The sequence below is a fragment of the Mycobacterium sp. NGS58 genome (genome assembly GCF_059812385.1).
Genome location: NZ_JCALCO010000002.1, coordinates 198,899 through 221,901 on the forward strand (window position 1 = coordinate 198,899; position 23,003 = coordinate 221,901).

Genomic DNA, 23,003 nt, shown 5'->3' on the forward strand with positions numbered 1-23,003 from the left:
TTCCCCGGTGAGTTCACTTTTGTCAGGTGGTCGACGTAGTCGCCGGCCGGGTAGGTGTCGGTGGGTCTGGCTTGGCCGGCGTCGTAACTGCCGCGTTCGACGCCGGCGGATGCTCCCAGCCTAGGAAGTTCGGCCCGCTCACGGTGGCGATGTGTTGAATTTGGCCATCGAGAAGCGCCTTGCCCGGGCCAAGGGCGAGTGCGTGACGATCGGTGAACATGCCGATGTCGCCCGGCGCGACCTGTAGGGAATCGATGGGGCTGGGGACGGCGGTTCCCGGCGGGGGAATGGTCATTCCCTGCTGATGGAAGGCCTCGGCTATCGGGGTGCCGTTGACGGCGGCCGTGATCGCCGCTGCCAGCTGTGGGTTGGCAGCGGTGACTATCTCACCGTCGGGCAGCGTCACCGGTGTCGGACCACCAGACGGCTCGTCGGATGCCTCGCCGGGCGGGGCCTCGGTCCCGTCTCCCGGTTCGTTCGGGGCGTCGGGCGAGCTGGGGTCTTGGTCGTTCGGCAGCTCCTCGTCGGCCAGATCGTCCAGAGCAGGATCGGTCCCGTCGCGGCCCTGCAGCTCGGACAGCGGAAGTCCGCCGCGCCCTTCCCAACCGGCCATCGATGCGGGCAAAGAACCAAAACCCGGGAGCGATCCGCCGCCGAACGTGGGCATGGCGGGCGCCGTCGGCTGCTGCGGTACCGCCGGCATCGCCGCCATGCCGGCCGGACCTGGTCCTGGACCATCGCCGGCCAGTGCATCGTCATCGGCTAGCAGGGAGTCCAGCAGCGGATCCCAGTCGGCGTCCACATAATCGGTCGCGTCGCCCGCGGCCGCATCGCCGGCCGGCACTGGAGCTCGCGCGCGTTCGGCTGGGGCATTCGGTTCGCCTTTGGAGGCGTCGTACAGGGACGTCCAGGCGGCCATCAGGGCCGACTTCGACGTGTCGTCCAGGCTGGCGCTCAGGACAACCTCGCGAATGTCGCGGAGCTTGCCGACGAGAAACCGCTGGAAGTCACGCGCCCCCGCCGGGGTGTCCAGATCCGACCTGGTCCGCACAGCGACTTCGGTATCGTGCTGCAGCCTGGTGAGGGCTTCGCGGCCGTCGACCGCATGTAGGTGGGCGTTCAGGATCGCCGAGATTACCTGCAGGTCCAGCTGCGAGCTTGCGGAGTTCTGTTGTGCGAGAGCCGCTTCGGCGTTGGCGATGGCGTCGGCCGCCTCGCCCGTTTCGCGATCCGGCGGCGCCGCGGCTTCGGCGGACGGCCGCACGGGCGGGTCGGTCGTCGTTGCGGCGCCGAACACGCTGGCGTGTTGTTGGCGGATCTTGCGCAAAATTGCCTCGATCTGTTCGGGGCGGGTGGTCGGGGTGAGCACGGCGGTCACTTCCGCAGGCGCCAACCCTGTCTGCCATGCGCTCGGATCACCGGTGCGATCCCGGATGTATTTGACCGCCGCAAGCAGATCGTCGTAGGCGGACATCAGCCAAACAAGCGGCGCCGCAGCGCGCTGGAACGCTGCTGCGGGAAGTGACGCGACCCCTCCATGTCCGGCGACGGTACTCAGGGGCATAGTTGCCGACAATTCACTGTGCTGCACGGTGTGGACAATTTCCGGCTAGCCGCTATCGGCGGCGTACTGGGCCCGAAGGCTTTGCAACACAGCGGCTTTCGCCTGGCCCAACTCGCGCGCTTCGGCCACGACCGATGCGATCTCGCGCTGCTTGGCCATCAGGAACTTCCGGAACTCTCGCGCGCCCATGGGCGTATCGAGGGCCAGATCCGCCTGGCTCACGGTTGCGCGGTCGATCTGCTCGGCTATGGAATCCAGTCGCCTGACGCTCTCGCGGGCCGCTTCGTGAGCGCTGGTCAGCACCTCGTTGAGCACGCGATCGGCTTCGGACGCGATGCCGTGCTGACTCACCAGCGCCGACCGCCGCGCCTCAACGGCCTCTAATGAGGGCCCCGGTTGTTCCATCGGCTCACCCCATTCGTCGTGCCCGTGTCACCGGGCGGTCTCGGCTGGTCATATCGGTCGGCGGACCGCAACGTTGTTGCCCAGTCGGCTGATTCGCACCGAAGCGCCCGAATAGGGCGCCTCCACAACGAGGCCGTTCCCGATGGCCAGCTGCACATGACCGGCGTGCGGGAACACCAGGTCGCCCGGCCGCACCTGGGAGCGGGGCACCGCGATGCCGTCGTTGATCTGCTGATATGTGGTGCGGTCCAGGTGGATACCGGCCTGCGCGTAGCTCCACTGCACCAGCCCGGAACAGTCGAACCGGTCGGGGCCGGTCGCGCCCCAGACATATGGTCGGCCCAGCCGAGACAGTGCGGCACGCACCACCAGACCGGCGCGATCGTTCGGCAGCCCACGCAGTCCTGCTACCCCCAGCCGACGGTCATGCCGGAGCCGATAACGCAAGGCCAGTAGGTCGGCGTAGCGGCGGCTCGCGCGAGAGCGCGCCGACACCACGTGTGCCCGCTGGGCCCGAAGGCGAGTCACGCGGCGCCGCATCGCCTCCCGCCGGGCCAATGGCGTCGCCGGTTTAGCGGCATCCGCTCGGGCCGCGTCCAGCACGCGTCGGGTCAGGTCACCGGCGAGGGCTCGATCGCGGTGCGCTCCGGCGATGACGTCGGTGGCCGCGGCGTCGGTGTCGGCCGCTGCGGTGAGACGTTGCCGGCCGTGGTCCACCGCGAGCTGGTAACCGCCGTGCGCCATCTTGTCGCTCAACATCGCGGCTCGCTGCAACAGGTCGCGGTAATGCCTGACATCGGCGTGCACGGACGACGGCTGGGTGCTGCCGGCGAAGAGCAGATGGGCGCGGCTCAGCGCTTCGACTTCGGATTGGCTCACGATGCCCCCTCATCGTGTTCGCTTGCCACTTTGCGGCCCGACTCGACCGCCTCGGTGAAGGCGCGGACGCGGGGGAGAGCATCCGGCGCGATCGCCCCGCGATTCCGGATGTCCCACATCTCGTCGACTTCCACTCCGACCAGGGCGGCAATGATGGTTTCCGGCAACGACGATTGAGCGCAGGCCCGGTCGAAACGCGCGCTCAGACTGGTCGGCATGCGCTTCAACAACGCCGCGCGCGTCGCCTCCAAAGCTTGAAGATGCTCCATCAGCCGGCCGGTCGAGTCGGCACCGGCGTTGACAGCCACCCGCCAGGAGCTGGCGGCGAGCATCTCGGCCTTCACGCATTGCGCGATCACAGACAGAATATACGTCTCATATTCGTTTGATGTTGTCGCAGGCAAGCGATCGATGACGGATTTGAGGGCATCGAGCTGCGCTTCGGCATAACCTTCCAGCACTTCTGTGTCGCTATGGCGGTCAACCACCACCGGTCCGCTGCGCCGCGCGGGCATCGGAGCCGGCGGCCGCGCGGACATCAAGCGCGCCAGCTCGGCCTCTGGGTCGGCGGCGACCAACAACCGCGAATACGTGCCCGGCGGCAGGCCGAGGCCATTCTCAATCTTCTGAACTGTGCTTTTGTGCGGCTTTCGGGCACCACGCTCAAGGAAGCTGAGCCCCATGATGCTGACCCCGGTCGCGGCGGCGAGGTCCGCCAGCGACCAATCGCGTGATTCACGCAACGCGCGGATAGCCGCACCGGCCGACTCACGGGTCACCGCACGCTCCGGCCATGGGCCGGATACTACACAGCTCGGGGCACCGATATCGACATATACGTTTTTGTCACGTTTCTCTTGCGCTAGCAGTCCCCCGTTGTATACGCTTCTGCCTACGTTTCACGCTTGACAAGGAGACCGACATGGGACACCCCTGCGCAGCCAACCCGGAACTTTGGTTCGGCTACCCCGACGACGACGGTGGGGACGGCGCCGCCAAGGCGCGCGCATACGAACGGTCGGCCACCGACGCACGCATCCAGTGCCTGCGCCGCTGCCCGCTGGCGCAGCAGCGCCGCTGCGCCGCGCATGCCATCGCGCACCGCGAGGAGTACGGCGTGTGGGCCGGGGTGAAGCTGCCGGGTGGCCAATACCGCAAGCGTGACCAGCTCGCCCGGGCGCACGACGTCCTGCGGCGCATCGCCGCAGGCGAGATCAATCCTCGGCAGCTGCCCGAGAACGCGGCTCTGCTGGCACGTCACGAGCACGAGCCTGTCTCGGTGGCCGCAGTCGTGCTCCATCTGCCCCTGGCGCAAGCCAAACCCCGGTCGGCCGCCTGACATCCGTTCGAAAGCCGTGGTGGCAGTTTGCTAGCCCTTTCGACGGGGTAGTCCGGTTCGGCAAGACCAGTCTGTCGACCCAGAGGCGCCCCATGACGTTCGACCTGACCCCGACGGCAGCACAACACGACCTCGCCCGGCGTACGCACGAGTTCGCCGAATCTGTGATACGCCCTGTAGCGCTGGACTACGACCAGCGACAGGAATTTCCCTGGGCCGTGCTGGAAGAGGCGGCCCAGCAAGGTTTTTACAGCCCGCTCTTTTACCGTGATCTGATCGGCGATCCAACCGGCGTCTCGTTGCCCATGTTCATGGAGGAGCTCTTCTGGGGTTGCGCCGGCATAGGCTTGGCCATCGTCATGCCGGCGTTGGCGCTATCGGCGATCGGGCAGGCCGCCTCCCCGGAGCAGATGTTGGAATGGGCGCCCGAATGTTTCGGCACGCCAGGAGATCTCAAACTTGCCGCGCTCGCCATCTCCGAACCCGAGGGCGGCAGCGACGTGCGCAACCTGCGCACCCATGCGCGCCGCGATGGTGACGACTGGATCATCGACGGGCACAAGATGTGGATCGGCAATGGCGGCATCGCCAATGTGCACGTGGTCAACGCCGTCGTCGACGAGGAGCTCGGCCATCGCGGTCAAGCGCTGTTCGTGGTGCCGGGCGGTACACCCGGCCTGAAGATGCTGCGGAAACTGGACAAACTGGGCTGCCGGGCGTCTCACACCGCCGAGTTGCTCCTCGAAGGTGTGCGCGTACCGGGCGCCAATTTGCTTGGCGGACAAGAAAAGCTCGAGCACAAGCTCGCCAAAGCCCGGGAAGTCGTGGCGGGCGGAAAGCGCTCCGGATCGGCGACGCTGGGCACCTTCGAGCAGACCCGGCCCATGGTCGCCGCCCAGGCCATCGGCATCGCCCGCGCGGCGCTCGAGTACGCGACCGCGTACGCCACCGAACGCGAGGCGTTCGGCGGCCCCATCATCGACAACCAGGGCATCGCATTCCCGCTGGCGGAACTGGCGACCCAGATCGACGCCGCTCGGCTGCTCACCTGGCGTGCGTCGTGGATGGCGGCCAATAACGTCCCCTTCGAGCGGGGCGAGGGTTCGATGTCGAAGATGGCCGCCAGCGAAGTCGCGGTCAAGGCGACCGAACGCGCGATCCAAACGATGGGCGGGTGGGGCTACATCACGGATCATCCGGTTGAGAAGTGGTATCGAGATGCCAAGCTGTACACCATTTTTGAAGGAACCAGCGAGATTCAGCGGATGGTCATCTCCAACGCGCTGGGCGCCGCCGTCGGTACGCCGCCGTTGCACGTGGTGCTGGAGCCGTCCGGTGGACCGCTGAACCGGGTGTTCGGGCGGGGGACCCCGCTGCGATCCCGCATTGCCGACAATGCCCTATCGGTGAAGGATCGCGTGCCCGAGCCCGTCATGCGGCTCGCCATGAAGGTGCTGCGGCCCCCGCGCAAGTAAGAGCGCCGGGGTACGGTCGCGGATGAAGGCGCCGCCGAGGGCCCCGCGACGGAGGGTGGACGATGAGCAATCTTGAAGCCGCCCCGGCCGAAGTCGCCTGCGCTGCTTCACAACACCTGGGCGCCTCCCCGACGGTGGAGGTATTGGAACCGCGGGAGGTTCCGTTGGGTGGTCCCAGGGCGATCCGAGTGCGACGCACGCTTCCACAACGCCAGCGTTCGCTCGTTGGAGCATGGTGTTTCGTCGACCATTACGGCCCCGTCGACGCGAGAATGGACGTCCCGCCGCACCCCCACACGGGACTGCAAACTGTCAGTTGGCTGTTTAGTGGGGGAGTGGAGCACCGCGACAGCGCCGGCGTACACGCGGCCGTTCGGCCCGGCGAGCTGAATCTGATGACCGCGGGCGCCGGCATCTGTCATTCGGAGGTCTCGGTTGATTCTGGGGCCCCGCTCCACGGAGTCCAACTCTGGATCGCGTTGCCCGCATCCGATCGCGACGCGGGGCGAGATTTCGCCCATTACGCACCCGCGCCCGTAGCGCTGCCGGGCGCGAACGCACGCGTCTTTCTGGGTGAGCTGGTCGGCACCCGGTCACCGGTGCCGACATTCACGCCGTTGCTGGGCGTCCAAATTGACCTGGAGGCGGCAGCCGCCCTGGACATCGACGTGGACCCGGCCTTTGAGCACGGCGTGTTGTGTGACTCCGGGGCCGTCCACGTGGACGGGGCGGCCCTGACCGTCGCCGAGTTCGCGTACCGAAGTCCCGGCCGGGCACAGCTGCAGGTGCACAACGCGGGGGAGGGGCCCGCGCGGGTGCTGCTGCTCGGCGGTACGCCGTTCACCGAAGAGTTGGTGATGTGGTGGAACTTCGTCGGACGAAGCCACGAAGACATCGTCGACTACCGCCGACTGTGGGAGGACGCCGACGACCGATTCGGCGCCGTCGTTGGATACCGGGGAGCGCTCGCCCGGCTGCCCGCCCCGCCGCTGCCGACCGCTCGGCTGCGGCCCCGGCCTACACCGCAAAGAAAGGGAAGCACAGATGACAACCGATAAGACCGGCGCGGAAGCCACGGTTAGCCTTCAGGACGGCAAGTACACGATCACCGTCGAGGGAAAGACGGTGGGGCTGGCCGATTTCGCCGACCGCGGCGATCAGCGCGTCTTCTACCACACCGAAATCGATCCGGCGTATGGCGGACGCGGGCTGGCGACCATCCTCATCGAGGAGGCGCTCAACGAGGCGCGCGCCGAGAGCAAGCGCATCGTTCCGGTGTGCTCGATGATCGGCACGGTGCTCAAGAAGCATCCCGAATTCGACGACATCACCGACCCGGTCACTCCAGAGATCACCCAGTGGGTGCGCTCATAGGTGGGCGCTGATCCTCGGTCGGATTTCGAATCGCCGATCCAGCGCGTACAGCGCGATCCGCCGATTCGGCAGACGAACAAGCCTTGATCGGCGCGGCGCCGCGTTCATCCGCACAAAACGAAAGTCACGACCCCGTTCGAGGCCGTGACGTTTCGTAGAACCGCTCAGTGTGGGCGAAGGGGGACTTGAACCCCCACGTCCCGAAGGACACTGGCACCTGAAGCCAGCGCGTCTGCCATTCCGCCACTCGCCCGGAAAAACAACCGATGGACCATATCACTCTAATGGCCCGATTCCCGAACCGGCGAAGCGGGACCCGAAGCCGTACCGCACCCTGCAGCCTGCCCCCCACAGGGCTCTGAACTGGGCTGATGCAGTTCTCACGATTTCGAAAGTGCCGCGGCGACGCGATGTCCCGATACGATGCGGAAGTGATCCAGCACCGGGGTGATTCGTTTGCCGTCCAATGGCAATACCTGATGGCAAGTGCACGCGAACGGTAGGACATGAGTAGCCAACGGGGGCTGGCCACGCGGATCGAGCGCAAGCTCGAGGCGGCGGTAGACAACGCCTTCGCGCGGGTATTCGGTGGATCGATCGTTCCGCAAGAGGTCGAAGCTTTGTTATGCCGCGAGGCGCGTGACGGAGTCCAGAAACTTCACGGAAACCGCCTTTTGGCCCCGAACGAATACATCATTACCCTCGGTATGCACGACTTCGAGAAGGTGAACGCCGATTCGAATCTCACGTCGAGCGGTTTTGCGAGGCACTTGACTGACTACATCCACGAACAGGGGTGGCAAACGTATGGTGAGGTTGTCGTTCGGTTCGAGCAGTCATCGAACCTGCGCACCGGCCAGTACCGCGCCCGCGGTGCTGTCAACCCTGATGTCCAGCCCCGCCCGACGGTCGACGACCCCGTCCGGCCACAATCAAATAACGCGTTCGGCGAAGAACGAGGAGTAGCACCAATGACTGACAATTCTGGCTACCGCGGGGGTCAGGGGCCGGGCCGATCCGGCGACGAGTACTACGACGACCGTTACGGGCGCCCGCAGGACGACGCGCGCGGTGGCCCAGATCCGCAGGGAGCGCCCGACCAGCGTGGCGGATATCCACCCGAGCAGCACGGCTACCCGCCGCAACAGGGCTACCCGCCGCCCCGCCAACCCGAGCAGGGCGGCTACCCCGAACAGGGCGGGTACCCCGAGCAAGGACATGGCGGCGGCTACCCTCCGCAACAGGGCTACCCCGAACAGGGCGGGTACCCGGACCAGCGCGGCTACCCCGACCAGCAGGGTCAGGGCGGCTATGCCCCGCAGCAGCAGGGCTACCAAGACCAGCGCGGCTATCCCGAACAGGGACAGGGCGGCTATCCGCAGTCGTACGAGCAGCGTCCCCCCGCGCCCGGCGGCTATGGCGGCCAGGGCTACGACCAGGGGTACCGCCAGGGTGGCGGTTATGCACCTCCGGGCGGTCAGCCGGGCGGTGGTCAGCAGGGCTACGGCGGCTACGGCGATTACGGTCGCGGTCCGGCCCGCCAGGACGAGGGCGGCTACGCCCCGCCCGAGCAGCGGCCCGGGTACCCCGAGCAGGGTGGCGGGTACGACCAGGGCTACCAGCAGGGCGGGGGATACGGCCGCCAGGATTATGGCTCCGCCGAGTACACGCAGTATTCCGAGCATGTGCAGGGCGGCGGGTACGGCGGTCAAGCCGGCGGCTACCCGGAGGCCGCCAGTCCCGAGTACGACTACGGCCAGCAGGCGGAGTACGGCCAGCAACCGGAATACGGTCAGCAGGCTGACTACGGCCAGTCCGCCGACTACGGGCAACCGGGTGGTTACGGCGGCTACGGCCAGGGCGGCTATGGCGCCGGTGGAACCACCATCACCCTTCAGCTCGACGACGGCAGCGGTCGCACCTATCAACTGCGCGAGGGCTCCAACATCGTGGGCCGCGGACAGGACGCCCAGTTCCGGTTGCCCGACACCGGCGTGTCACGGCGTCACCTCGAGATCCGCTGGGACGGACAGGTCGCGCTGCTGTCGGATCTGAACTCGACCAACGGCACCACGGTGAACAACGCACCGATCCAGGAGTGGCAGCTGGCCGACGGCGACGTGATCCGCTTGGGCCACTCGGAGATCATCGTCCGGATCCACTAAGCCACTGGGCTTAACGCTGCCGTGCTTCGCCCCGTGTCATCCGCCGTCCAAGTATCGTGACGTAGCCGATGTGCTCGGAGTCACGGGCGCCAGGGATGCGACGCTAGGACGGAAAGGACGCCAGATGCAGGGACTGGTACTGCAGCTGACGCGCGCCGGCTTTTTAATGCTGCTGTGGGTTTTCATCTGGTCCGTGCTGCGAATCCTTCGGACCGACATCTATGCGCCCACGGGTGCTGTCATGGTGCGCCGCGGCCTGGCGCTGCGCAGCACGCTGCTGCCGTCACGCCAGCGCCGGCATGCGGCGCGCTATCTCGTTGTCACCGAGGGCGCGCTGGCGGGGGGACGGATCACCCTCAGCGGACAACCGGTGTTGATCGGCAGGGCTGACGACTCCACGCTCGTGCTCACCGACGACTACGCCTCGACGCGGCACGCCCGGCTGTCTCAGCGCGGCTCGGAGTGGTACGTCGAGGATCTAGGATCGACAAACGGTACTTACCTTGACAGGGCGAAGGTGACGACTGCGGTACGAGTTCCAATCGGAACGCCGATTCGAATCGGCAAAACGGCGATTGAGTTGCGTCCGTGACCCGGGCTTACGACGAGGCTGCCGGCGCAGCCGGGATCGAGGAGTGCCGCCCGTGACCTTGGTTCTGCGATATGCCGCGCGGAGTGATCGCGGCCTGGTACGCGCCAACAACGAAGACTCTGTGTACGCCGGCGCACGACTGCTCGCGCTGGCCGACGGCATGGGCGGGCACGCCGCGGGCGAGGTGGCATCCCAACTGGTGATCGCGGCGCTGGCCCACCTCGACGACGACGAGCCCGGCGGCGATCTGCTGGCCACGCTCGACAATGCGGTCCGCTCCGGCAATGCGGCCATCGCCGCCCAGGTGGAAGCCGAGCCCGAGCTCGAGGGGATGGGCACCACCCTCACCGCGATCCTGTTCGCGGGTGACCGCATCGGGCTGGTGCACATCGGCGATTCGCGCGGCTATTTGTTGCGCGACGGGGAGCTGACCCAGATCACCAAAGACGACACGTTCGTTCAGACCCTGGTCGATGAAGGCCGAATCACGCGGGAAGAGGCGCACAGCCACCCGCAACGTTCGTTGATCATGCGGGCGCTCACCGGTCACGAGGTCGAGCCGACGTTGACCATGCGCGAGGCGCGTGCCGGTGACCGCTATCTGCTGTGCTCGGACGGGTTATCGGATCCGGTGAGCGACGAGACCATCCTCGAAGCCCTGCAGATACCCGACGTCGCCGAGGCGGCCTACCGCCTCATCGAGTTGGCGCTGCGTGGCGGCGGCCCGGACAACGTGACCGTGGTGGTTGCCGACGTGGTCGACTACGACTACGGGCAGACCCAGCCGATCCTCGCCGGCGCGGTGTCGGGCGACGAAGATCAAATGACCCTGCCCAACACCTCCGCCGGGCGTGCCTCAGCGATCCGGCCGCGCGATGAGTCCGCCAAACGCGTTGCGCCGCAACCGGAAGCGCCGCATCGCCCACGCTGGCCGAGGCGGAAGATGTTCTTTGCCGGCGGCTTGGCGGTGCTGTTGGTTTTGGCGGGCCTCGGCGTCGGATGGTGGATCATCCAACGCAACTACTACGTCGCCGAATACGACGGCCGGGTCTCCATCGTCCGCGGAATTCAGGGCACCCTGCTGGGAATCCCGTTGCAGCACCCCTATCTGGTGGGCTGCGTCAACACCCGCAACGAGCTCTCCCTGGTCAGCTACGGGCAATCCGGTGGCCATTCCGACTGCCAGCTGATGACGCTGCAAGACCTGCGCCGCCCCGGACAAGTCCAAGTTCAAACGGGACTGCCGGGCGGCAGCCTGGACCAGGCCGAGTCACAGCTGCGGCAGCTGTTGGCCGAATATCTTCTGCCGATCTGTCCTCCTCCGCGCGCCACGTCTCCGCCCGGCTCACCGAGCACCCGCGGCGAAACACCAGAATCCAGCACCACAGCGTCACCGGCACCACCGAACACCAACTCTCCGAGCGCCGGCCCGCCACCGAGCACGAGCGCCAACGGCCCCGCGAATTCTGCGCCGGCAGGTCCGACGACCACGTCGCAGACAGTGACCGCGCTTCCCGGGCCGCCACCTCAACCAGGCATCGATTGCCGGACGGTGGCATGACGACACAACTTCAGCCGCCGGTCGCGGTCACACCCCCGTTGCCTACCCGGCGCAATGCCGAGTTGTTGCTCCTGGGCTTTGCCGCACTGATCACCGTCGCCGCGCTGCTGATAGTCGAAGCCAACCAGGAACGCGATCTGCACTGGACCGCGATCAGCTACGGGTTGGTGTTCCTTGTCGTCTTCGGGTCGGCGCACATGGCCATCAGGCGGTTCGCGCCCTACACCGATCCGCTACTGCTGCCGATAGTGGCGTTACTCAACGGCCTTGGCCTGGTGATGATTCACCGATTGGATCTGGTCACCAATCAGCTCAGCGGCCGGCACCACCCCAGCGCAACCCAGCAGATGCTGTGGACCCTCATCGGCGTCGTGGCCTTTTCCCTGGTGGTCACGTTCTTGAAAGACCATCGGCAGCTTGCGCGATACGGCTACATCTGCGGACTGGTCGGTCTGATCTTCCTGGTGATTCCCGCCCTGTTGCCGGCATCGCTGTCCGAACAGAACGGCGCCAAGATCTGGATCCGCTTGCCCGGCTTCTCAATTCAGCCCGCCGAGTTCTCCAAGATTCTGCTGCTGATCTTCTTCTCCGCGGTCCTGATCGCCAAGCGCGGCCTGTTCACGAGTGTAGGCAAGCATTTCATGGGTTTGACACTGCCCCGGCCCCGAGACCTCGCGCCCCTGCTGGCGGCGTGGGTGATCTCGGTCGGCGTGATGGTCTTCGAAAAAGACCTCGGCACTTCGCTATTGCTGTACACCTCGTTTCTGGTGGTGGTCTATCTCGCCACCCAGCGCTTCAGTTGGGTGGGGATCGGGCTGGTGCTGTTCGCCGCGGGAAGCGTTGTCGCGTATTACATTTTCGCCCACGTCCGGGTGCGGGTGCAGATGTGGTGGGACCCATTCTCCGACCCCGACGGCAGCGGCTATCAGATCGTCCAGTCGCTCTTCAGCTTTGCCACCGGGGGAATCTTCGGGACCGGCCTGGGTAACGGTCAGCCCGACACGGTGCCCGCGGCCTCAACCGATTTCATCATCGCCGCGTTCGGCGAAGAGCTGGGTTTGGTGGGCCTGGCCAGCATCCTGATGCTCTACACCATCGTCATCGTGCGGGGTCTGCGCACGGCAATCGCCACGCGCGACAGCTTCGGAAAGCTGCTGGCCGCCGGCCTGGCGTCGACGCTGGCACTTCAGCTGTTCATCGTCGTAGGCGGGGTAACCCAGCTCATTCCGCTGACGGGGCTGACGACTCCGTGGATGTCCTACGGTGGCTCGTCGTTGCTGGCGAACTATGTGCTGCTGGCCATACTGGCGCGCATTTCGCACAGCGCCCGTCGTCCCCTGCGCACCCGCGCCCGCAAGCCGTCGATCGCGGCGGCCAGCACCGAGGTGATCGAGAAAGTATGAACGCCTCTCTGCGCCGGATCTCGGTGACCGTGATGGCGTTGATCGTGCTGCTGTTGATCAACGCCACGATGACGCAGGTCTTCGCCGCGGACTCACTGCGCGCCGATCCGCGCAATCAGCGGGTTCTGCTGGATGAGTATTCACGCCAGCGCGGCCAGATTGTGGCGGGCGGCCAGCTGTTGGCGTATTCGGTCGCCACCGACAACCGCTACCGCTTCCTGCGCGTGTATCCCAACCCGGCCGAGTACGCGCCCGTGACCGGCTTCTATTCGTTGCGCTATTCCAGCACCGGTCTGGAACGCGCCGAGGATCCCTTGTTGAACGGGTCCGACGAGCGGCTGTTCGGCCGCCGGCTGGCCGACTTCTTCACCGGTCGCGACCCGCGCGGCGCCAACGTCGACACCACGATCAAGCCGCGGGTACAGCGGGCCGCTTGGGATGCGATGCAACAGGACTGCGGCGGTCCGCCGTGCAAGGGCGCCGTCGTCGCCCTCGAACCGGCGACCGGCAAGATCTTGGCGATGGTGTCATCGCCGTCCTACGACGCCAACCTGCTGTCCTCACATGATCCCGAGGTCCAGGCGCAGGCGTGGCAGAAGCTGCGGGACGACCCGAACAATCCGCTGACCAACCGCGCGATCTCGGAGACGTACCCGCCCGGGTCCACCTTCAAGGTGATCACCACGGCGGCCGCACTGCAGGCCGGTGCCTCCGACACCGAACAGCTGACCGCCGCCCCCTCCATTCCGTTGCCCAACAGCACCGCAAGTTTGGAGAACTACGGCGGGGAGCCGTGTGGAAACGAGCCGACGGTGTCGTTGCGACAGGCCTTCGCCCTGTCCTGCAACACCGCATTCGTCCAGCTCGGGATCCTCACCGGGTCCGATGCGCTGCGCAACATGGCGCGCTCGTTCGGGCTGGACAGCACGCCGAGCGTCATTCCGCTGCAGGTCGCAGAGTCGACCGTGGGGATCATCCCGGACGCCGCGGCGCTGGGTATGTCGAGCATCGGCCAGAAGGATGTCGCCCTGACGCCCTTACAGAACGCTGAGATCGCCGCGACCATCGCGAACGATGGGGTGACGATGCAGCCGTACCTGATCGACAGCCTCAAGGGGCCCGACCTCACCACGATCAGCACCACGGCACCGTATGAGCAGCGGCGCGCCGTGTCGCCGCAGGTCGCCGCTAAGCTGACAGAGCTGATGGTCGGCGCCGAGAAGGTCGCACAGCAGAAAGGGGCCATTCCCGGCGTGCAGATCGCATCGAAGACGGGTACCGCGGAGCATGGCAGCGATCCGCGGCACACACCGCCGCATGCTTGGTACATCGCTTTCGCGCCCGCACAGACCCCGAAGGTCGCTGTGGCGGTGTTGGTGGAGAATGGCGCCGACCGCCTGTCCGCGACGGGGGGTGCACTCGCCGCGCCGATCGGACGGGCTGTGATCCAGGCCGCGCTACAGGGAGGACCATGAGCCCGCGAGTTGGTGTGACGCTGTCCGGCAGATACCGTCTGCAGCGCCTGATCGCCACCGGCGGCATGGGTCAGGTCTGGGAGGCGGTAGACAGCCGGCTGGGCCGGCGCGTCGCGGTCAAGGTGCTCAAGCAGGAGTTCTCCCAAGACCCTGAGTTCATCGAGCGGTTCCGCGCCGAGGCGCGTACCACCGCGATGCTCAACCACCCCGGCATCGCGGCCGTCCATGACTACGGCGAAAGCCAGCTGGACGGGGAGGGCCGGACTGCCTACCTGGTGATGGAGCTGGTCAACGGCGAGCCGCTGAACTCGGTGCTCAAGCGCACCGGCCGGTTGTCGCTGCGGCACGCGCTGGACATGCTCGAGCAGACCGGTCGTGCGCTGCAGGTGGCGCATGCCGCCGGGCTGGTGCATCGCGACGTCAAACCCGGCAACATCTTGATCACACCGACCGGCCAGGTGAAGATCACCGACTTCGGTATCGCCAAGGCGGTCGACGCCGCTCCGGTGACCCAGACGGGGATGGTGATGGGCACCGCCCAATACATCGCACCCGAACAGGCCCTGGGCCACGACGCCACCCCGTCGAGCGACGTGTACTCGCTGGGAGTCGTCGGCTACGAGGTTGTCTCGGGTAAGCGACCGTTCACCGGTGATGGTGCCCTGACGGTGGCGATGAAGCACATCAAGGAGCCGCCGCCGCCGTTGCCCGCGGAGCTGCCGCCCAACGTGCGCGAACTCATCGAGATCACGCTGGTGAAGAACCCCGCGATGCGGTACCGCAGCGGCGGCCCGTTCGCCGACGCCGTGGCCGCGGTGCGCGCCGGCCGCCGTCCGCCGCGGCCAAGCCAGTCACCGCCACCGGGCCGCGCATCGCCGGCAGCCATCCCATCCAGCCCGACGACCCGCGCCGCCGCCGTGTCTCCGAGCCGAAGCGCCGCACCCCGTCGGTCGCGGCCGGCCACCGGCGGCCACCGCACGCCCCCCGCCCGTCGCACCTTTTCCTCGGGTCAGCGCGCGTTGCTGTGGGCCGCCGGGGTGCTGGGCGCGCTGGCGATCATCATTGCGGTGCTGATCGTCATCAATTCGCGCGCGGATCAGCAACAGCAGCCACCGACGGTGACAGACACCGGGACCCCGCCCGCCTCGGCGCCCCCGCCGACCAAGACCCCGACCGGCGCCGGCGCCCGGCCCGAAATGCGTCTCAATTGGCCGGATGACGGGACAATAGGGACCTCCGGCTTCCGCAACGTGCCGGCCCGACACGGAACACCGCAATGACCACGCCGCAGCACCTGTCCGACCGCTACGAACTAGGCGAAATCCTCGGCTTCGGAGGCATGTCCGAGGTTCACCTAGCCCGCGACGTCCGATTGCATCGCGATGTCGCGGTCAAGGTGCTGCGCGCGGATCTGGCCCGCGACCCCAGCTTTTACCTTCGCTTCCGGCGCGAGGCGCAAAACGCCGCCGCACTGAATCACCCGTCCATCGTCGCCGTCTACGACACCGGCGAGGCCGAGACGCCCACCGGGCCGCTGCCCTACATCGTCATGGAGTACGTCGACGGCGTCACCCTGCGCGACATCGTGCACACTGACGGCCCCATGCCACCGCGCCGGGCCATCGAGATCATCGCCGACGCATGCCAGGCACTGAACTTCAGCCACCAGAACGGCATCATCCACCGAGACGTCAAGCCGGCCAACATCATGATCAGCACCACCAACGCGGTCAAGGTGATGGACTTCGGCATCGCCCGCGCGATCGCCGACAGCGGCAACAGCGTCACCCAGACCGCCGCGGTGATCGGAACCGCGCAGTATCTCTCCCCCGAGCAGGCTCGCGGCGACGCCGTCGATGCGCGTTCCGATGTGTATTCATTGGGCTGCGTTCTCTACGAAATCCTCACGGGCGAACCGCCATTCACCGGAGACTCGCCGGTAGCCGTTGCCTACCAACATGTTCGGGAAGATCCGGTCCCGCCGTCGCAGCGACACGATGGCGTCTCGGCCGACCTCGACGCCGTGGTGCTCAAGGCGCTGGCCAAGAATCCGGACAACCGTTATCAGACCGCGGCCGAGATGCGAGCCGATCTGATTCGGGTGCACAACGGGGAGAAACCCGAGGCCCCCAAAGTACTCACCGATGCCGATCGAAGCTCGCTGCTGTCGTCCAACGTGGGCAACTCCGGCCCGTCGCGCACCGACCCGCTACCACGTCAGGTCCTTGCCGACGCAGGCGAGGACCGCAGCGTGGGTTCCGTCGGCCGCTGGATTATCGCCGTGGCCACGCTCGCAGTCCTGACGATCGTTGTTGTCATCGCTTTCAACACCTTCGGCGGCAGTGCCCGCGACGTGCAGGTGCCCGACGTGCGCGGCCAGGTATCCGCCGATGCCATCGCGGCGCTGCAGAATCGCGGCTTCAAGACCCGCACCCTGCAGAAGCCGGATTCGACCATCCCGCCCGACCACGTCATCGGTACCGATCCGGGCGCCAACGCGTCGGTCAATGCCGGCGATGAGATCACCATCAACGTCTCCACCGGACCCGAACAGCGGGAGGTGCCCGACGTTTCCTCGCTGAGCTACTCCGACGCGGTCAGCAAGCTGAAGGCCGCCGGCTTCAGCAAGTTCAAGCAGGCCAACTCCCCGTCGACCCCGGAACTGCTGGGCAAGGTGATCGGGACCAACCCGCCGGCCAATCAGACGTCGGCGATCACCAACGTCGTCACCCTCATCGTCGGCTCCGGACCGGAGACCAAACAGGTTCCCGACATCGCGGGCCAAACGGTCGACATCGCGCAGAAGAACCTGACCGTATACGGCTTCAGCAAGGTCACCCAGGTGCAGGTGGACAGCACCCGCCCGGCCGGCGAGGTGATCGGGACCAATCCCCCCAAAGGTCAGATGGTCCCGGTGGACTCGGTGATCGAACTGCAGGTGTCCAAGGGCAATCAGTTCGTCATGCCCGACCTCTCCGGCATGTTCTGGACCGACGCCGAGCCACGGCTACGGGCCCTGGGCTGGACGGGAATCCTGGACAAGGGTGCCGACGTCGACGCCGGCGGCCCCCAATCCCACCGCGTGGTGTATCAGAATCCGCCGGCCGGCGCCGGGGTCAACCGGGACGGCATCATCACGCTGAAGTTCGGTCAGTAGCCGTCGGATCGGCCGGAAAATACGGCCGCACCGCGGCGTGCACATCGTTCTCGAGCCGCCGCACCAACGTGTCGTTGCGCTCCCACCCGCACTCGACGAGCCAGTTCGCCAGCATTCGATGGCCACCCTCCGTCAGGATCGACTCCGGGTGGAACTGGACACCGTGAATCGGCAGTTCGTTGTGCTGCACGGCCATGATCACGCCACTTCGGGTCTGGGCCGTGACCTGAAGCACCGGGGGCAGCGACTCGGGCAAAATCGTCAGCGAATGGTAGCGGGTCGCCGTGAACGGATCCGGAAGTCCTTGCAGCACACCGACATTGCCATGGTGGACGCTGCTGGTCTTGCCGTGCAGCAGTTCGGGGGCGCGGTCGACGGTCGCACCGAATGCGACGCCGATGGCCTGGTGCCCGAGGCAAACCCCGAGCAGCGGAGTCCGCTCGGCCGCACAGGCCCGAACCATCGGAATCGACGCGCCCGCGCGCTCCGGGGTGCCCGGCCCCGGACTCAGCAGCACCCCGTCGAACCGGCGCGCCACTGCGGCTTCGTCGGCGAGCCGGGTGTCGTCGTTGCGCCAGACTTCGGCGTCCACACCCAGCTGGCCGAGGTACTGCACCAGGTTGAACACGAAGCTGTCGTAGTTGTCGACAACCAGGATCCGCATCGTGCCAGGTTACCGTCCCATGGTGGTCGCGATGCCGGTCAGTGGGCGTCAGTAGGTGATCGGGCCGTCGGGCTGCGCGGAATGCAGCCGCTCGGGTTCGAAATGGCCGACGACCTGCACGTCGGACTTGACCTCTTCTTGGTAGCCCAGGCCGAAGCGGACGACGTACTGCTTGTAGAGGACCACCAGGGGAGCGGCGGCGAGGGCGGCCTGCATGGCCGTGGCGTTGCCGATCGCGGTGACCGTGTACGGCGGGCTGTAGGTGCGCCCGTTGAGGAGCAAGGTGTTGCCGACACAGCGCGGCACCGACGTCGCGATGATCCGCTGATCCTGCATCTGGATCGCCTCGGCGCCGGCACTCCACAACGCGTTGAGCACTGCCTCGATGTCTTGCTGATGCACCACCAGGTCGTCGGGGGACGCGTCGCGGGGGAACCGGCCGTTGGCGTCGCGCTGCGCATCCGCGAGGGTGACCACCAGGCCCGGCCCATGGACCGGACTCATCCCCGCCTCGCCGGCGAGCTGGCTGGAGCGCCGCAGCATCGCCGCGAGTGCGGCATCCGACGATCGGCCGTGTGCGGCGTCGATCTTGCCTGCCAGCGCCTCGCGCTGGGCGCTCAGCTGGTTCACCGAAGACTGGGTCTCGCGGACCAAATCCACCAGCCGGGGAGCGTCGCTGCGGCGGATTTCGGCACCACCGGAGACTCCGTGCGTGGCGGCGAGCAGCAGCCCGGCCAGCAGGCAGACGACCGGGACGCCAAAGCGCCATGGCGACCGGCGCGTCTGGATCATCGCGTCTCCGTTTCCTGGTCACCGTCCCAGGTGAGTTAGTCTCGTAGCCAAGCCATTGGTGCAGTTGCAGTGTTTATCGTTGCACCCCGTCCCGCTCACCGTGTCGTTGAGGTAATCCGCGAGGTAATCATGCCCAAGTCAAAGGTCCGCAAGAAGAACGACTTCGCCGTCAGCGCGGTCAGCCGCACCCCGGTGAAAGTCAAGGTCGGACCATCGAGCGTGTGGTTCGTCGCGCTGTTCGTCGGTCTCATGCTGATCGGTCTGGTCTGGTTGATGGTGTTCCAGTTGGCCGCGGTCGGGAGCAACGCGCCGACCGCCCTGAACTGGATGGCGCAGTTGGGGCCGTGGAACTACGCCATCGCGTTCGCTTTCATGATCACCGGCTTGTTGCTCACGATGCGCTGGCACTGACCACAGCTGTCGACGTTATGAATTCATTTTTGGTCTGATTCGTTACTGCGTCAGCAACTTTCCAGGCACCCAATCACACGCGTGTGATTTATCCCCACTGTTGATAGCTGATGTGGATAACTGCATAGGCCGTGGTGGGAGGGGTCAAGGACCACATGCAGCAAACTCAATGGGAGCCGCGCACGACCGGAATCGCTGGTTGTGGAGTCGCGGGCATTTTAATGGCTATCGCCGCTGTGACCGTGGTCACAGACCCGCCGGGGCGCATTCTCGCGGGCGTTGCCGCGGCAGGTCTGATCTTGTTTGCCGGCGTCTCTTGGTACGCGCGTCCCAAGCTGGCAATCACGTCCGGCGGCCTGATGCTGCGCGGGTGGTTCCGAACGCAGGTATTGCAGCATTCCGACATCAAGATCATCCGCATCGTCGAGTTCCGGCGCTACGGCCGCAAGGTGCGGTTACTCGAGGTCGAGACGTCCGGCGGCGACCTGGCGCTGTTCTCCCGGTGGGACCTCGGGACAGATCCGGTCGAGGTGCTCGACGCGCTTACCGAAGCCGGCTACGCGGGCCGTCAGCAGGGCTGATCGACCCCCACCCTAAGGGGCCGGGGTTCAGGAAATGGTGATCGATTCGATGACGACCGGCTCGGTAGGGCGGTCGTTACCGTCGGTGCCCGTCGTCGCGATCGCGTCGACGACCTGCTGTGACTCGGGGTCGGTCACTTCGCCGAAGATCGTGTGGCGCCGGTTCAGGTGCGGGGTCTGGCCCACCGTGATGAAGAACTGCGAGCCATTGGTGCCCGGGCCGGCATTCGCCATCGCCAGCAAGTAGGGCTTGTCGAACTGCAGTTCGGGGTGGAATTCGTCGGCGAACTTGTAGCCCGGGCCGCCGCGACCGGTTCCGGTCGGGTCGCCGCCCTGGATCATGAAGCCCCGGATCACCCGGTGGAAGACAGCGCCGTCGTAGAAGGGGCCGGAGGAGCCTCCCGATGCATTCTGCGTCGAGTACTCCTTGGTGCCCTGCGCCAGGCCAACGAAGTTGGCGACGGTCTTGGGGGCGTGGTTTCCGAAGAGGGCGACCTTGATGTCGCCGCGGTTGGTGTGGAGCGTGGCGGTAGCAGTCTGAAAGGGGCTGTTGGTCACGGCATGAGAGTCTGCCACTACGGGCGGGCGTCGGCGCACGCGGTGTCACCGAAGGCGGACCATGCGCGAAACGCGGCGAGCGGATACCGCGGACGGCGACGTCCCTATGCTGGCAGTCTGTTCGGATACCGGACTTTCCTGGGCCGGGCTTCACGGCAGGCTCATCCAGCGGGACAGAAAGGCGACAGATGAGGGCGAAGATGGATTCCCGGCTGACCCCGCGGCAGCGATTGGCCCGCGGCCTGACCTATTCGGCGCAGGGACCGGTGGACGTCACCCGGGGAGTCGTCGGCCTGAGCGTCCAGTCCGCGCAGTCGACAGCCGCACAGCTGCGTCGCCGCTACCAGGAGGGGCGGCTCGCCCGTGACCTCGCCGCCGCCCAAGAAACCCTCGCCCAGGAGTTGGCCGCCGCGCAGGAAGTCGTCACGGGCCTGCCCCAAGCGCTGCAGGACGCGCGCCGCGCGCAGCGCCACCGCAAGCGCCCCTTGGTCTTCGCGGGGGTCGCCGTCGCGGTCCTCGTCGGGGGCGCCGCCGCGTTCAGCATCGTCCGGCGCTCCGTCCGGGCGAAGCCTCAGGAGCCGCAGTCGCGGCCGCCCAGCGTTGACGTGCAGCCGCGTCCCTAGGCTCCTCGCACGACCAACCGCAACCGTTCGCGGCGCCGGACCAGGATGCTCGGTAGCCAATCCCCGATGTCCGCCGCATCGATCCACGCGGTGCGCTCGAGCAGCATGCGCAACACGACATTGGCTTCCAACCGAGCCAGCGCCGCTCCAACGCAGAAGTGCACGCCCTTGCCGAAGCTCACGTGACTCTTGGCGGCGGTGCGGTCGAGCCGAAATTCGTTGGGTGCGTCGAAGTGTGCCGGGTCGCGGTTGGCCGCGCCCCACATCAGCAGCAGGTGAGAATTGGCCGGCACCTGGACCCCACCCAGCGTGGTGTCGCGCCATACGTGGCGGTAATGACCCCGAAACGGCGGCTCAAACCGCAAGGTCTCCTCGATGAAAACACCTAGCAATTCAGGTGTCTCGCGAAGCTGTCGTTGGATCGCGGGGCGATCGGTGAGGATCCACGCCGCGCTGCCCAGCAGCGATGCGGTCGATTCTCCGGCGGCGCTGAACAGCGTGAGCATGATGCCCAACGCCGGCAATTGCTCGAGTTCGCCCGAAGCGCAGCGTGCCGCCAAGTCACCTATCAGTCCGGATTCTGGTTTGCCGCTGGCCTTTTCGAAATGCTCCAGCACATAGCCGGACAGCTCCATCGCGGCCAGCCCGGCCTGCTCGAGCTGCTCGGGAGTGACGATCCCGTCGAGCAGTGTGGTGGTGGCGTAGCCGAGTCGAATGAGTTTGTCGGCGTCGTCGTCGGGAAGGCCGAGCAGCTTGCAGACCACCATCATCGGCAACCGGTTGGCGATCGCGCTCATCCATTCGATGTGGCCGTCGCGCGCGTTCTCTTCCCAAAGCCGGTCCGCGGTCTCGACCGCGAATTCCTCGATGATCCGCACGCGCTTGGCCGATAAGTGCGGCAGCAGAAGCTTGCGATGCAACGCGTGCGCAGGGTCGTCCGCGGTGGCCAACGTGTGCATCGGGCCTCCGGGCTGCCCCATGTCGAAGGGCGTGACGGCGCCGTCTTCATGAAAGACCATGGTCGCCGTGAGGTTTGACGAGAAATCCTCGACACGGTCCACGGCCTCTTGCACAGCATCCCAACCGCACACCGCGTAGAACACCGAGTCACCGATCCGGTGTACGGGCGCCTCGGCGCGCATCCGGTCATACAGCGGGTACGGATCCTGTATCGCCTCGCGACCGAAGAACCGGGTCGCACTGTCCAAGACCGCCATGAACTTCAGGCTTGCCGCGGCTCACCGCGCGGTCAATGGAATGCCGAAAAGTTGAGGAGCGGCCGTGATCGCACGGCCAGCAGTGATGATCGCGTGCACCGCCACTAGCAGGCCGTATGCGTGAGAGAGATCATCACAAATTTCTCACGCTGCGAGAAGCGCTTCCGTGCCCCGCAATATCGGGGGAGCATGGGTGGATGCCGCGTGACGACTGGTTGGTGGGTCGCGACCGCCGTAGCGAAGCCGCCGAACGGATCTACACCGCGGCCGCCGACCTCATTACCCGCGAGGGATACGAGGGCTTCACCATCGAAGCCTTGGCCGCCCGGGTTCACTGCTCGCCCGCGACGATTTACCGGCGTGCCGGCGGCAAGTCGACCATTCGCGACGCCGTCATCGGTATTCAGGCGGCTCGCATCGTGGACACCACCCGCGAAGCCATCAAGGACCTCGCCGGCCCGCAGCGCGTCGTGACCGCCACGATCATGGCGCTGGAACGCCTGCGCTCCGACCCACTGGCTCAACTCATGCGGTCGATCCATGCGGCGCCCGTCAGCGACTGGGTCATCAACTCACCGACCGTGACGGCCTTGGCCGCCGAGATGCTGGGGCCCGACAACGATGACCCGCTGGCCGCGCAATGGCTGATCCGCGTCTTCCTGGCGCTGTGGGGGTGGCCGCTCAAGGATCCGGCCGCTGAACGCGCCCTGGTGGAACGCTTTCTGGGCTCGTCCTACGCGAGGCAGCGGGACTAGCGCGCAGTTTCGA

Annotated in this window: 23 protein-coding genes and 1 tRNA gene; 15 read left to right on the top strand and 9 right to left on the bottom strand. The window is 66.6% G+C overall.

The genetic code is table 11. The features are described 5' to 3' along the window. Positions 1 to 22: 22 nt before the first annotated feature. The 4 genes from AC5Y4H_RS02920 to AC5Y4H_RS02935 all read right to left on the bottom strand — a co-directional run bounded on the left by AC5Y4H_RS02920 (position 23) and on the right by AC5Y4H_RS02935 (position 3,627). Positions 23 to 1,474, bottom strand: coding sequence for a DUF4226 domain-containing protein (locus tag AC5Y4H_RS02920; RefSeq protein WP_499978404.1), 1,452 nt, complete (start codon positions 1,472 to 1,474; stop codon positions 23 to 25). 135 nt (positions 1,475 to 1,609) lie between these two features. After that, complete coding sequence (locus AC5Y4H_RS02925) at positions 1,610 to 1,969, bottom strand: DUF4226 domain-containing protein (protein ID WP_499978406.1); 360 nt, start codon at positions 1,967 to 1,969, stop codon at positions 1,610 to 1,612. A 48-nt stretch (positions 1,970 to 2,017) separates the two neighbouring features. Then, the gene (locus AC5Y4H_RS02930; protein ID WP_499978408.1) at positions 2,018 to 2,848 is read right to left on the bottom strand and encodes a C40 family peptidase; all 831 of its coding nucleotides are present in this window, start codon (positions 2,846 to 2,848) and stop codon (positions 2,018 to 2,020) included. After that, complete coding sequence (locus tag AC5Y4H_RS02935) at positions 2,845 to 3,627, bottom strand: helix-turn-helix domain-containing protein (protein ID WP_499978410.1); 783 nt, start codon at positions 3,625 to 3,627, stop codon at positions 2,845 to 2,847. Before AC5Y4H_RS02935 ends, AC5Y4H_RS02930 begins: the two co-directional genes overlap by 4 nt. A gap of 143 nt (positions 3,628 to 3,770) precedes the next feature. Between AC5Y4H_RS02935 and AC5Y4H_RS02940 the strand changes: the two genes are divergently transcribed. The 4 genes from AC5Y4H_RS02940 to AC5Y4H_RS02955 all read left to right on the top strand — a co-directional run bounded on the left by AC5Y4H_RS02940 (position 3,771) and on the right by AC5Y4H_RS02955 (position 7,036). Further along, the gene (locus tag AC5Y4H_RS02940; protein WP_499978411.1) at positions 3,771 to 4,187 is read left to right on the top strand and encodes a WhiB family transcriptional regulator; all 417 of its coding nucleotides are present in this window, start codon (positions 3,771 to 3,773) and stop codon (positions 4,185 to 4,187) included. A 92-nt stretch (positions 4,188 to 4,279) separates the two neighbouring features. Beyond that, complete coding sequence (locus AC5Y4H_RS02945) at positions 4,280 to 5,662, top strand: acyl-CoA dehydrogenase family protein (RefSeq protein WP_499978412.1); 1,383 nt, start codon at positions 4,280 to 4,282, stop codon at positions 5,660 to 5,662. Positions 5,663 to 5,724: 62 nt separating this feature from the next. Further along, positions 5,725 to 6,720: a pirin family protein gene (locus AC5Y4H_RS02950; RefSeq protein WP_499978413.1), complete on the top strand. Its 996-nt coding sequence runs from the start codon at positions 5,725 to 5,727 to the stop codon at positions 6,718 to 6,720. Beyond that, the gene (locus tag AC5Y4H_RS02955) at positions 6,707 to 7,036 is read left to right on the top strand and encodes a GNAT family N-acetyltransferase (protein ID WP_499978414.1); all 330 of its coding nucleotides are present in this window, start codon (positions 6,707 to 6,709) and stop codon (positions 7,034 to 7,036) included. Before AC5Y4H_RS02950 ends, AC5Y4H_RS02955 begins: the two co-directional genes overlap by 14 nt. A gap of 170 nt (positions 7,037 to 7,206) precedes the next feature. On the opposite strand, the gene AC5Y4H_RS02960 is transcribed toward AC5Y4H_RS02955, so the two are convergent. Next, a tRNA-Leu gene (locus AC5Y4H_RS02960) sits at positions 7,207 to 7,289 on the bottom strand. 253 nt (positions 7,290 to 7,542) lie between these two features. Here AC5Y4H_RS02960 and AC5Y4H_RS02965 point away from each other — a divergent pair. The 7 genes from AC5Y4H_RS02965 (at position 7,543) to pknB (ending at position 17,389) form a co-directional block, all read left to right on the top strand. After that, entirely contained in the window at positions 7,543 to 9,201 is a 1,659-nt protein-coding gene (locus AC5Y4H_RS02965) for an FHA domain-containing protein (RefSeq protein ID WP_499978415.1), read from the top strand. Positions 9,202 to 9,325: 124 nt separating this feature from the next. After that, the gene (locus tag AC5Y4H_RS02970) at positions 9,326 to 9,793 is read left to right on the top strand and encodes an FHA domain-containing protein FhaB/FipA (RefSeq protein ID WP_007771646.1); all 468 of its coding nucleotides are present in this window, start codon (positions 9,326 to 9,328) and stop codon (positions 9,791 to 9,793) included. A 52-nt stretch (positions 9,794 to 9,845) separates the two neighbouring features. After that, positions 9,846 to 11,354 (top strand): PP2C family protein-serine/threonine phosphatase, encoded by a 1,509-nt coding sequence (locus AC5Y4H_RS02975; protein ID WP_499978417.1) that lies wholly within the window; start codon positions 9,846 to 9,848, stop codon positions 11,352 to 11,354. Continuing rightward, positions 11,351 to 12,757 (top strand): FtsW/RodA/SpoVE family cell cycle protein, encoded by a 1,407-nt coding sequence (locus tag AC5Y4H_RS02980; RefSeq protein ID WP_499978419.1) that lies wholly within the window; start codon positions 11,351 to 11,353, stop codon positions 12,755 to 12,757. The genes AC5Y4H_RS02975 and AC5Y4H_RS02980 overlap by 4 nt, the downstream gene beginning before the upstream one ends. Continuing rightward, a complete protein-coding gene (pbpA, locus tag AC5Y4H_RS02985; protein ID WP_499978420.1) occupies positions 12,754 to 14,232 on the top strand; it encodes a D,D-transpeptidase PbpA in 1,479 nt (492 codons plus the stop codon). The genes AC5Y4H_RS02980 and pbpA overlap by 4 nt, the downstream gene beginning before the upstream one ends. After that, positions 14,229 to 15,512, top strand: a complete 1,284-nt coding sequence (locus AC5Y4H_RS02990; RefSeq protein ID WP_499978421.1) for a serine/threonine-protein kinase — start codon at positions 14,229 to 14,231, stop codon at positions 15,510 to 15,512. Before pbpA ends, AC5Y4H_RS02990 begins: the two co-directional genes overlap by 4 nt. Continuing rightward, positions 15,509 to 17,389 (top strand): Stk1 family PASTA domain-containing Ser/Thr kinase, encoded by a 1,881-nt coding sequence (pknB, locus tag AC5Y4H_RS02995; protein WP_499978423.1) that lies wholly within the window; start codon positions 15,509 to 15,511, stop codon positions 17,387 to 17,389. Before AC5Y4H_RS02990 ends, pknB begins: the two co-directional genes overlap by 4 nt. On the opposite strand, the gene AC5Y4H_RS03000 is transcribed toward pknB, so the two are convergent. Next, the gene (locus AC5Y4H_RS03000) at positions 17,367 to 18,053 is read right to left on the bottom strand and encodes an aminodeoxychorismate/anthranilate synthase component II (protein ID WP_499978424.1); all 687 of its coding nucleotides are present in this window, start codon (positions 18,051 to 18,053) and stop codon (positions 17,367 to 17,369) included. The genes pknB and AC5Y4H_RS03000 overlap by 23 nt on opposite strands. A 48-nt stretch (positions 18,054 to 18,101) precedes the next feature. Further along, on the bottom strand, positions 18,102 to 18,845 hold the full coding sequence (locus tag AC5Y4H_RS03005; RefSeq protein WP_499978426.1) for a DUF881 domain-containing protein: 744 nt from the start codon (positions 18,843 to 18,845) through the stop codon (positions 18,102 to 18,104). Positions 18,846 to 18,974: 129 nt separating this feature from the next. On the opposite strand from AC5Y4H_RS03005, the gene crgA reads away from it, so the two are divergent. After that, a complete protein-coding gene (crgA, locus tag AC5Y4H_RS03010; protein ID WP_499978427.1) occupies positions 18,975 to 19,256 on the top strand; it encodes a cell division protein CrgA in 282 nt (93 codons plus the stop codon). Between the two features lie 155 nt (positions 19,257 to 19,411). Continuing rightward, positions 19,412 to 19,837: a PH domain-containing protein gene (locus tag AC5Y4H_RS03015; protein WP_499978428.1), complete on the top strand. Its 426-nt coding sequence runs from the start codon at positions 19,412 to 19,414 to the stop codon at positions 19,835 to 19,837. Positions 19,838 to 19,864: 27 nt separating this feature from the next. On the opposite strand, the gene AC5Y4H_RS03020 is transcribed toward AC5Y4H_RS03015, so the two are convergent. Continuing rightward, on the bottom strand, positions 19,865 to 20,413 hold the full coding sequence (locus AC5Y4H_RS03020; protein WP_499978430.1) for a peptidylprolyl isomerase: 549 nt from the start codon (positions 20,411 to 20,413) through the stop codon (positions 19,865 to 19,867). Between the two features lie 170 nt (positions 20,414 to 20,583). Here AC5Y4H_RS03020 and cwsA point away from each other — a divergent pair, with 170 nt between their 5' ends. Beyond that, complete coding sequence (cwsA, locus tag AC5Y4H_RS03025; protein WP_499978431.1) at positions 20,584 to 21,018, top strand: cell wall synthesis protein CwsA; 435 nt, start codon at positions 20,584 to 20,586, stop codon at positions 21,016 to 21,018. Here the strand turns inward: cwsA and AC5Y4H_RS03030 are convergent. Further along, on the bottom strand, positions 21,015 to 22,235 hold the full coding sequence (locus AC5Y4H_RS03030; RefSeq protein ID WP_499978433.1) for a cytochrome P450: 1,221 nt from the start codon (positions 22,233 to 22,235) through the stop codon (positions 21,015 to 21,017). The two genes, cwsA and AC5Y4H_RS03030, sit on opposite strands and share 4 nt — an antisense overlap. 197 nt (positions 22,236 to 22,432) lie before the next feature. Between AC5Y4H_RS03030 and AC5Y4H_RS03035 the strand changes: the two genes are divergently transcribed. After that, complete coding sequence (locus AC5Y4H_RS03035; protein WP_499978436.1) at positions 22,433 to 22,990, top strand: TetR/AcrR family transcriptional regulator; 558 nt, start codon at positions 22,433 to 22,435, stop codon at positions 22,988 to 22,990. Positions 22,991 to 23,003 lie beyond the last annotated feature (13 nt).

Excerpts from the sequence above, each read along its gene's own strand:
- AC5Y4H_RS02920 (WP_499978404.1), bottom strand. The coding sequence starts at position 1,474 with ATGTCCGCCTACGACGATCTGCTTGCGGCGGTCAAATACATCCGGGAT.
- AC5Y4H_RS02925 (WP_499978406.1), bottom strand. The coding sequence starts at position 1,969 with ATGGAACAACCGGGGCCCTCATTAGAGGCCGTTGAGGCGCGGCGGTCG.
- AC5Y4H_RS02940 (WP_499978411.1), top strand. The coding sequence starts at position 3,771 with ATGGGACACCCCTGCGCAGCCAACCCGGAACTTTGGTTCGGCTACCCC.
- AC5Y4H_RS02945 (WP_499978412.1), top strand. The coding sequence starts at position 4,280 with ATGACGTTCGACCTGACCCCGACGGCAGCACAACACGACCTCGCCCGG.
- AC5Y4H_RS02950 (WP_499978413.1), top strand. The coding sequence starts at position 5,725 with ATGAGCAATCTTGAAGCCGCCCCGGCCGAAGTCGCCTGCGCTGCTTCA.
- AC5Y4H_RS02955 (WP_499978414.1), top strand. The coding sequence starts at position 6,707 with ATGACAACCGATAAGACCGGCGCGGAAGCCACGGTTAGCCTTCAGGAC.
- AC5Y4H_RS02965 (WP_499978415.1), top strand. The coding sequence starts at position 7,543 with ATGAGTAGCCAACGGGGGCTGGCCACGCGGATCGAGCGCAAGCTCGAG.
- AC5Y4H_RS02970 (WP_007771646.1), top strand. The coding sequence starts at position 9,326 with ATGCAGGGACTGGTACTGCAGCTGACGCGCGCCGGCTTTTTAATGCTG.
- AC5Y4H_RS02980 (WP_499978419.1), top strand. The coding sequence starts at position 11,351 with ATGACGACACAACTTCAGCCGCCGGTCGCGGTCACACCCCCGTTGCCT.
- pbpA (WP_499978420.1), top strand. The coding sequence starts at position 12,754 with ATGAACGCCTCTCTGCGCCGGATCTCGGTGACCGTGATGGCGTTGATC.
- AC5Y4H_RS02990 (WP_499978421.1), top strand. The coding sequence starts at position 14,229 with ATGAGCCCGCGAGTTGGTGTGACGCTGTCCGGCAGATACCGTCTGCAG.
- pknB (WP_499978423.1), top strand. The coding sequence starts at position 15,509 with ATGACCACGCCGCAGCACCTGTCCGACCGCTACGAACTAGGCGAAATC.
- AC5Y4H_RS03000 (WP_499978424.1), bottom strand. The coding sequence starts at position 18,053 with ATGCGGATCCTGGTTGTCGACAACTACGACAGCTTCGTGTTCAACCTG.
- AC5Y4H_RS03005 (WP_499978426.1), bottom strand. The coding sequence starts at position 18,845 with ATGATCCAGACGCGCCGGTCGCCATGGCGCTTTGGCGTCCCGGTCGTC.
- crgA (WP_499978427.1), top strand. The coding sequence starts at position 18,975 with ATGCCCAAGTCAAAGGTCCGCAAGAAGAACGACTTCGCCGTCAGCGCG.
- AC5Y4H_RS03015 (WP_499978428.1), top strand. The coding sequence starts at position 19,412 with ATGCAGCAAACTCAATGGGAGCCGCGCACGACCGGAATCGCTGGTTGT.
- cwsA (WP_499978431.1), top strand. The coding sequence starts at position 20,584 with ATGAGGGCGAAGATGGATTCCCGGCTGACCCCGCGGCAGCGATTGGCC.
- AC5Y4H_RS03030 (WP_499978433.1), bottom strand. The coding sequence starts at position 22,235 with ATGGCGGTCTTGGACAGTGCGACCCGGTTCTTCGGTCGCGAGGCGATA.
- AC5Y4H_RS03035 (WP_499978436.1), top strand. The coding sequence starts at position 22,433 with ATGCCGCGTGACGACTGGTTGGTGGGTCGCGACCGCCGTAGCGAAGCC.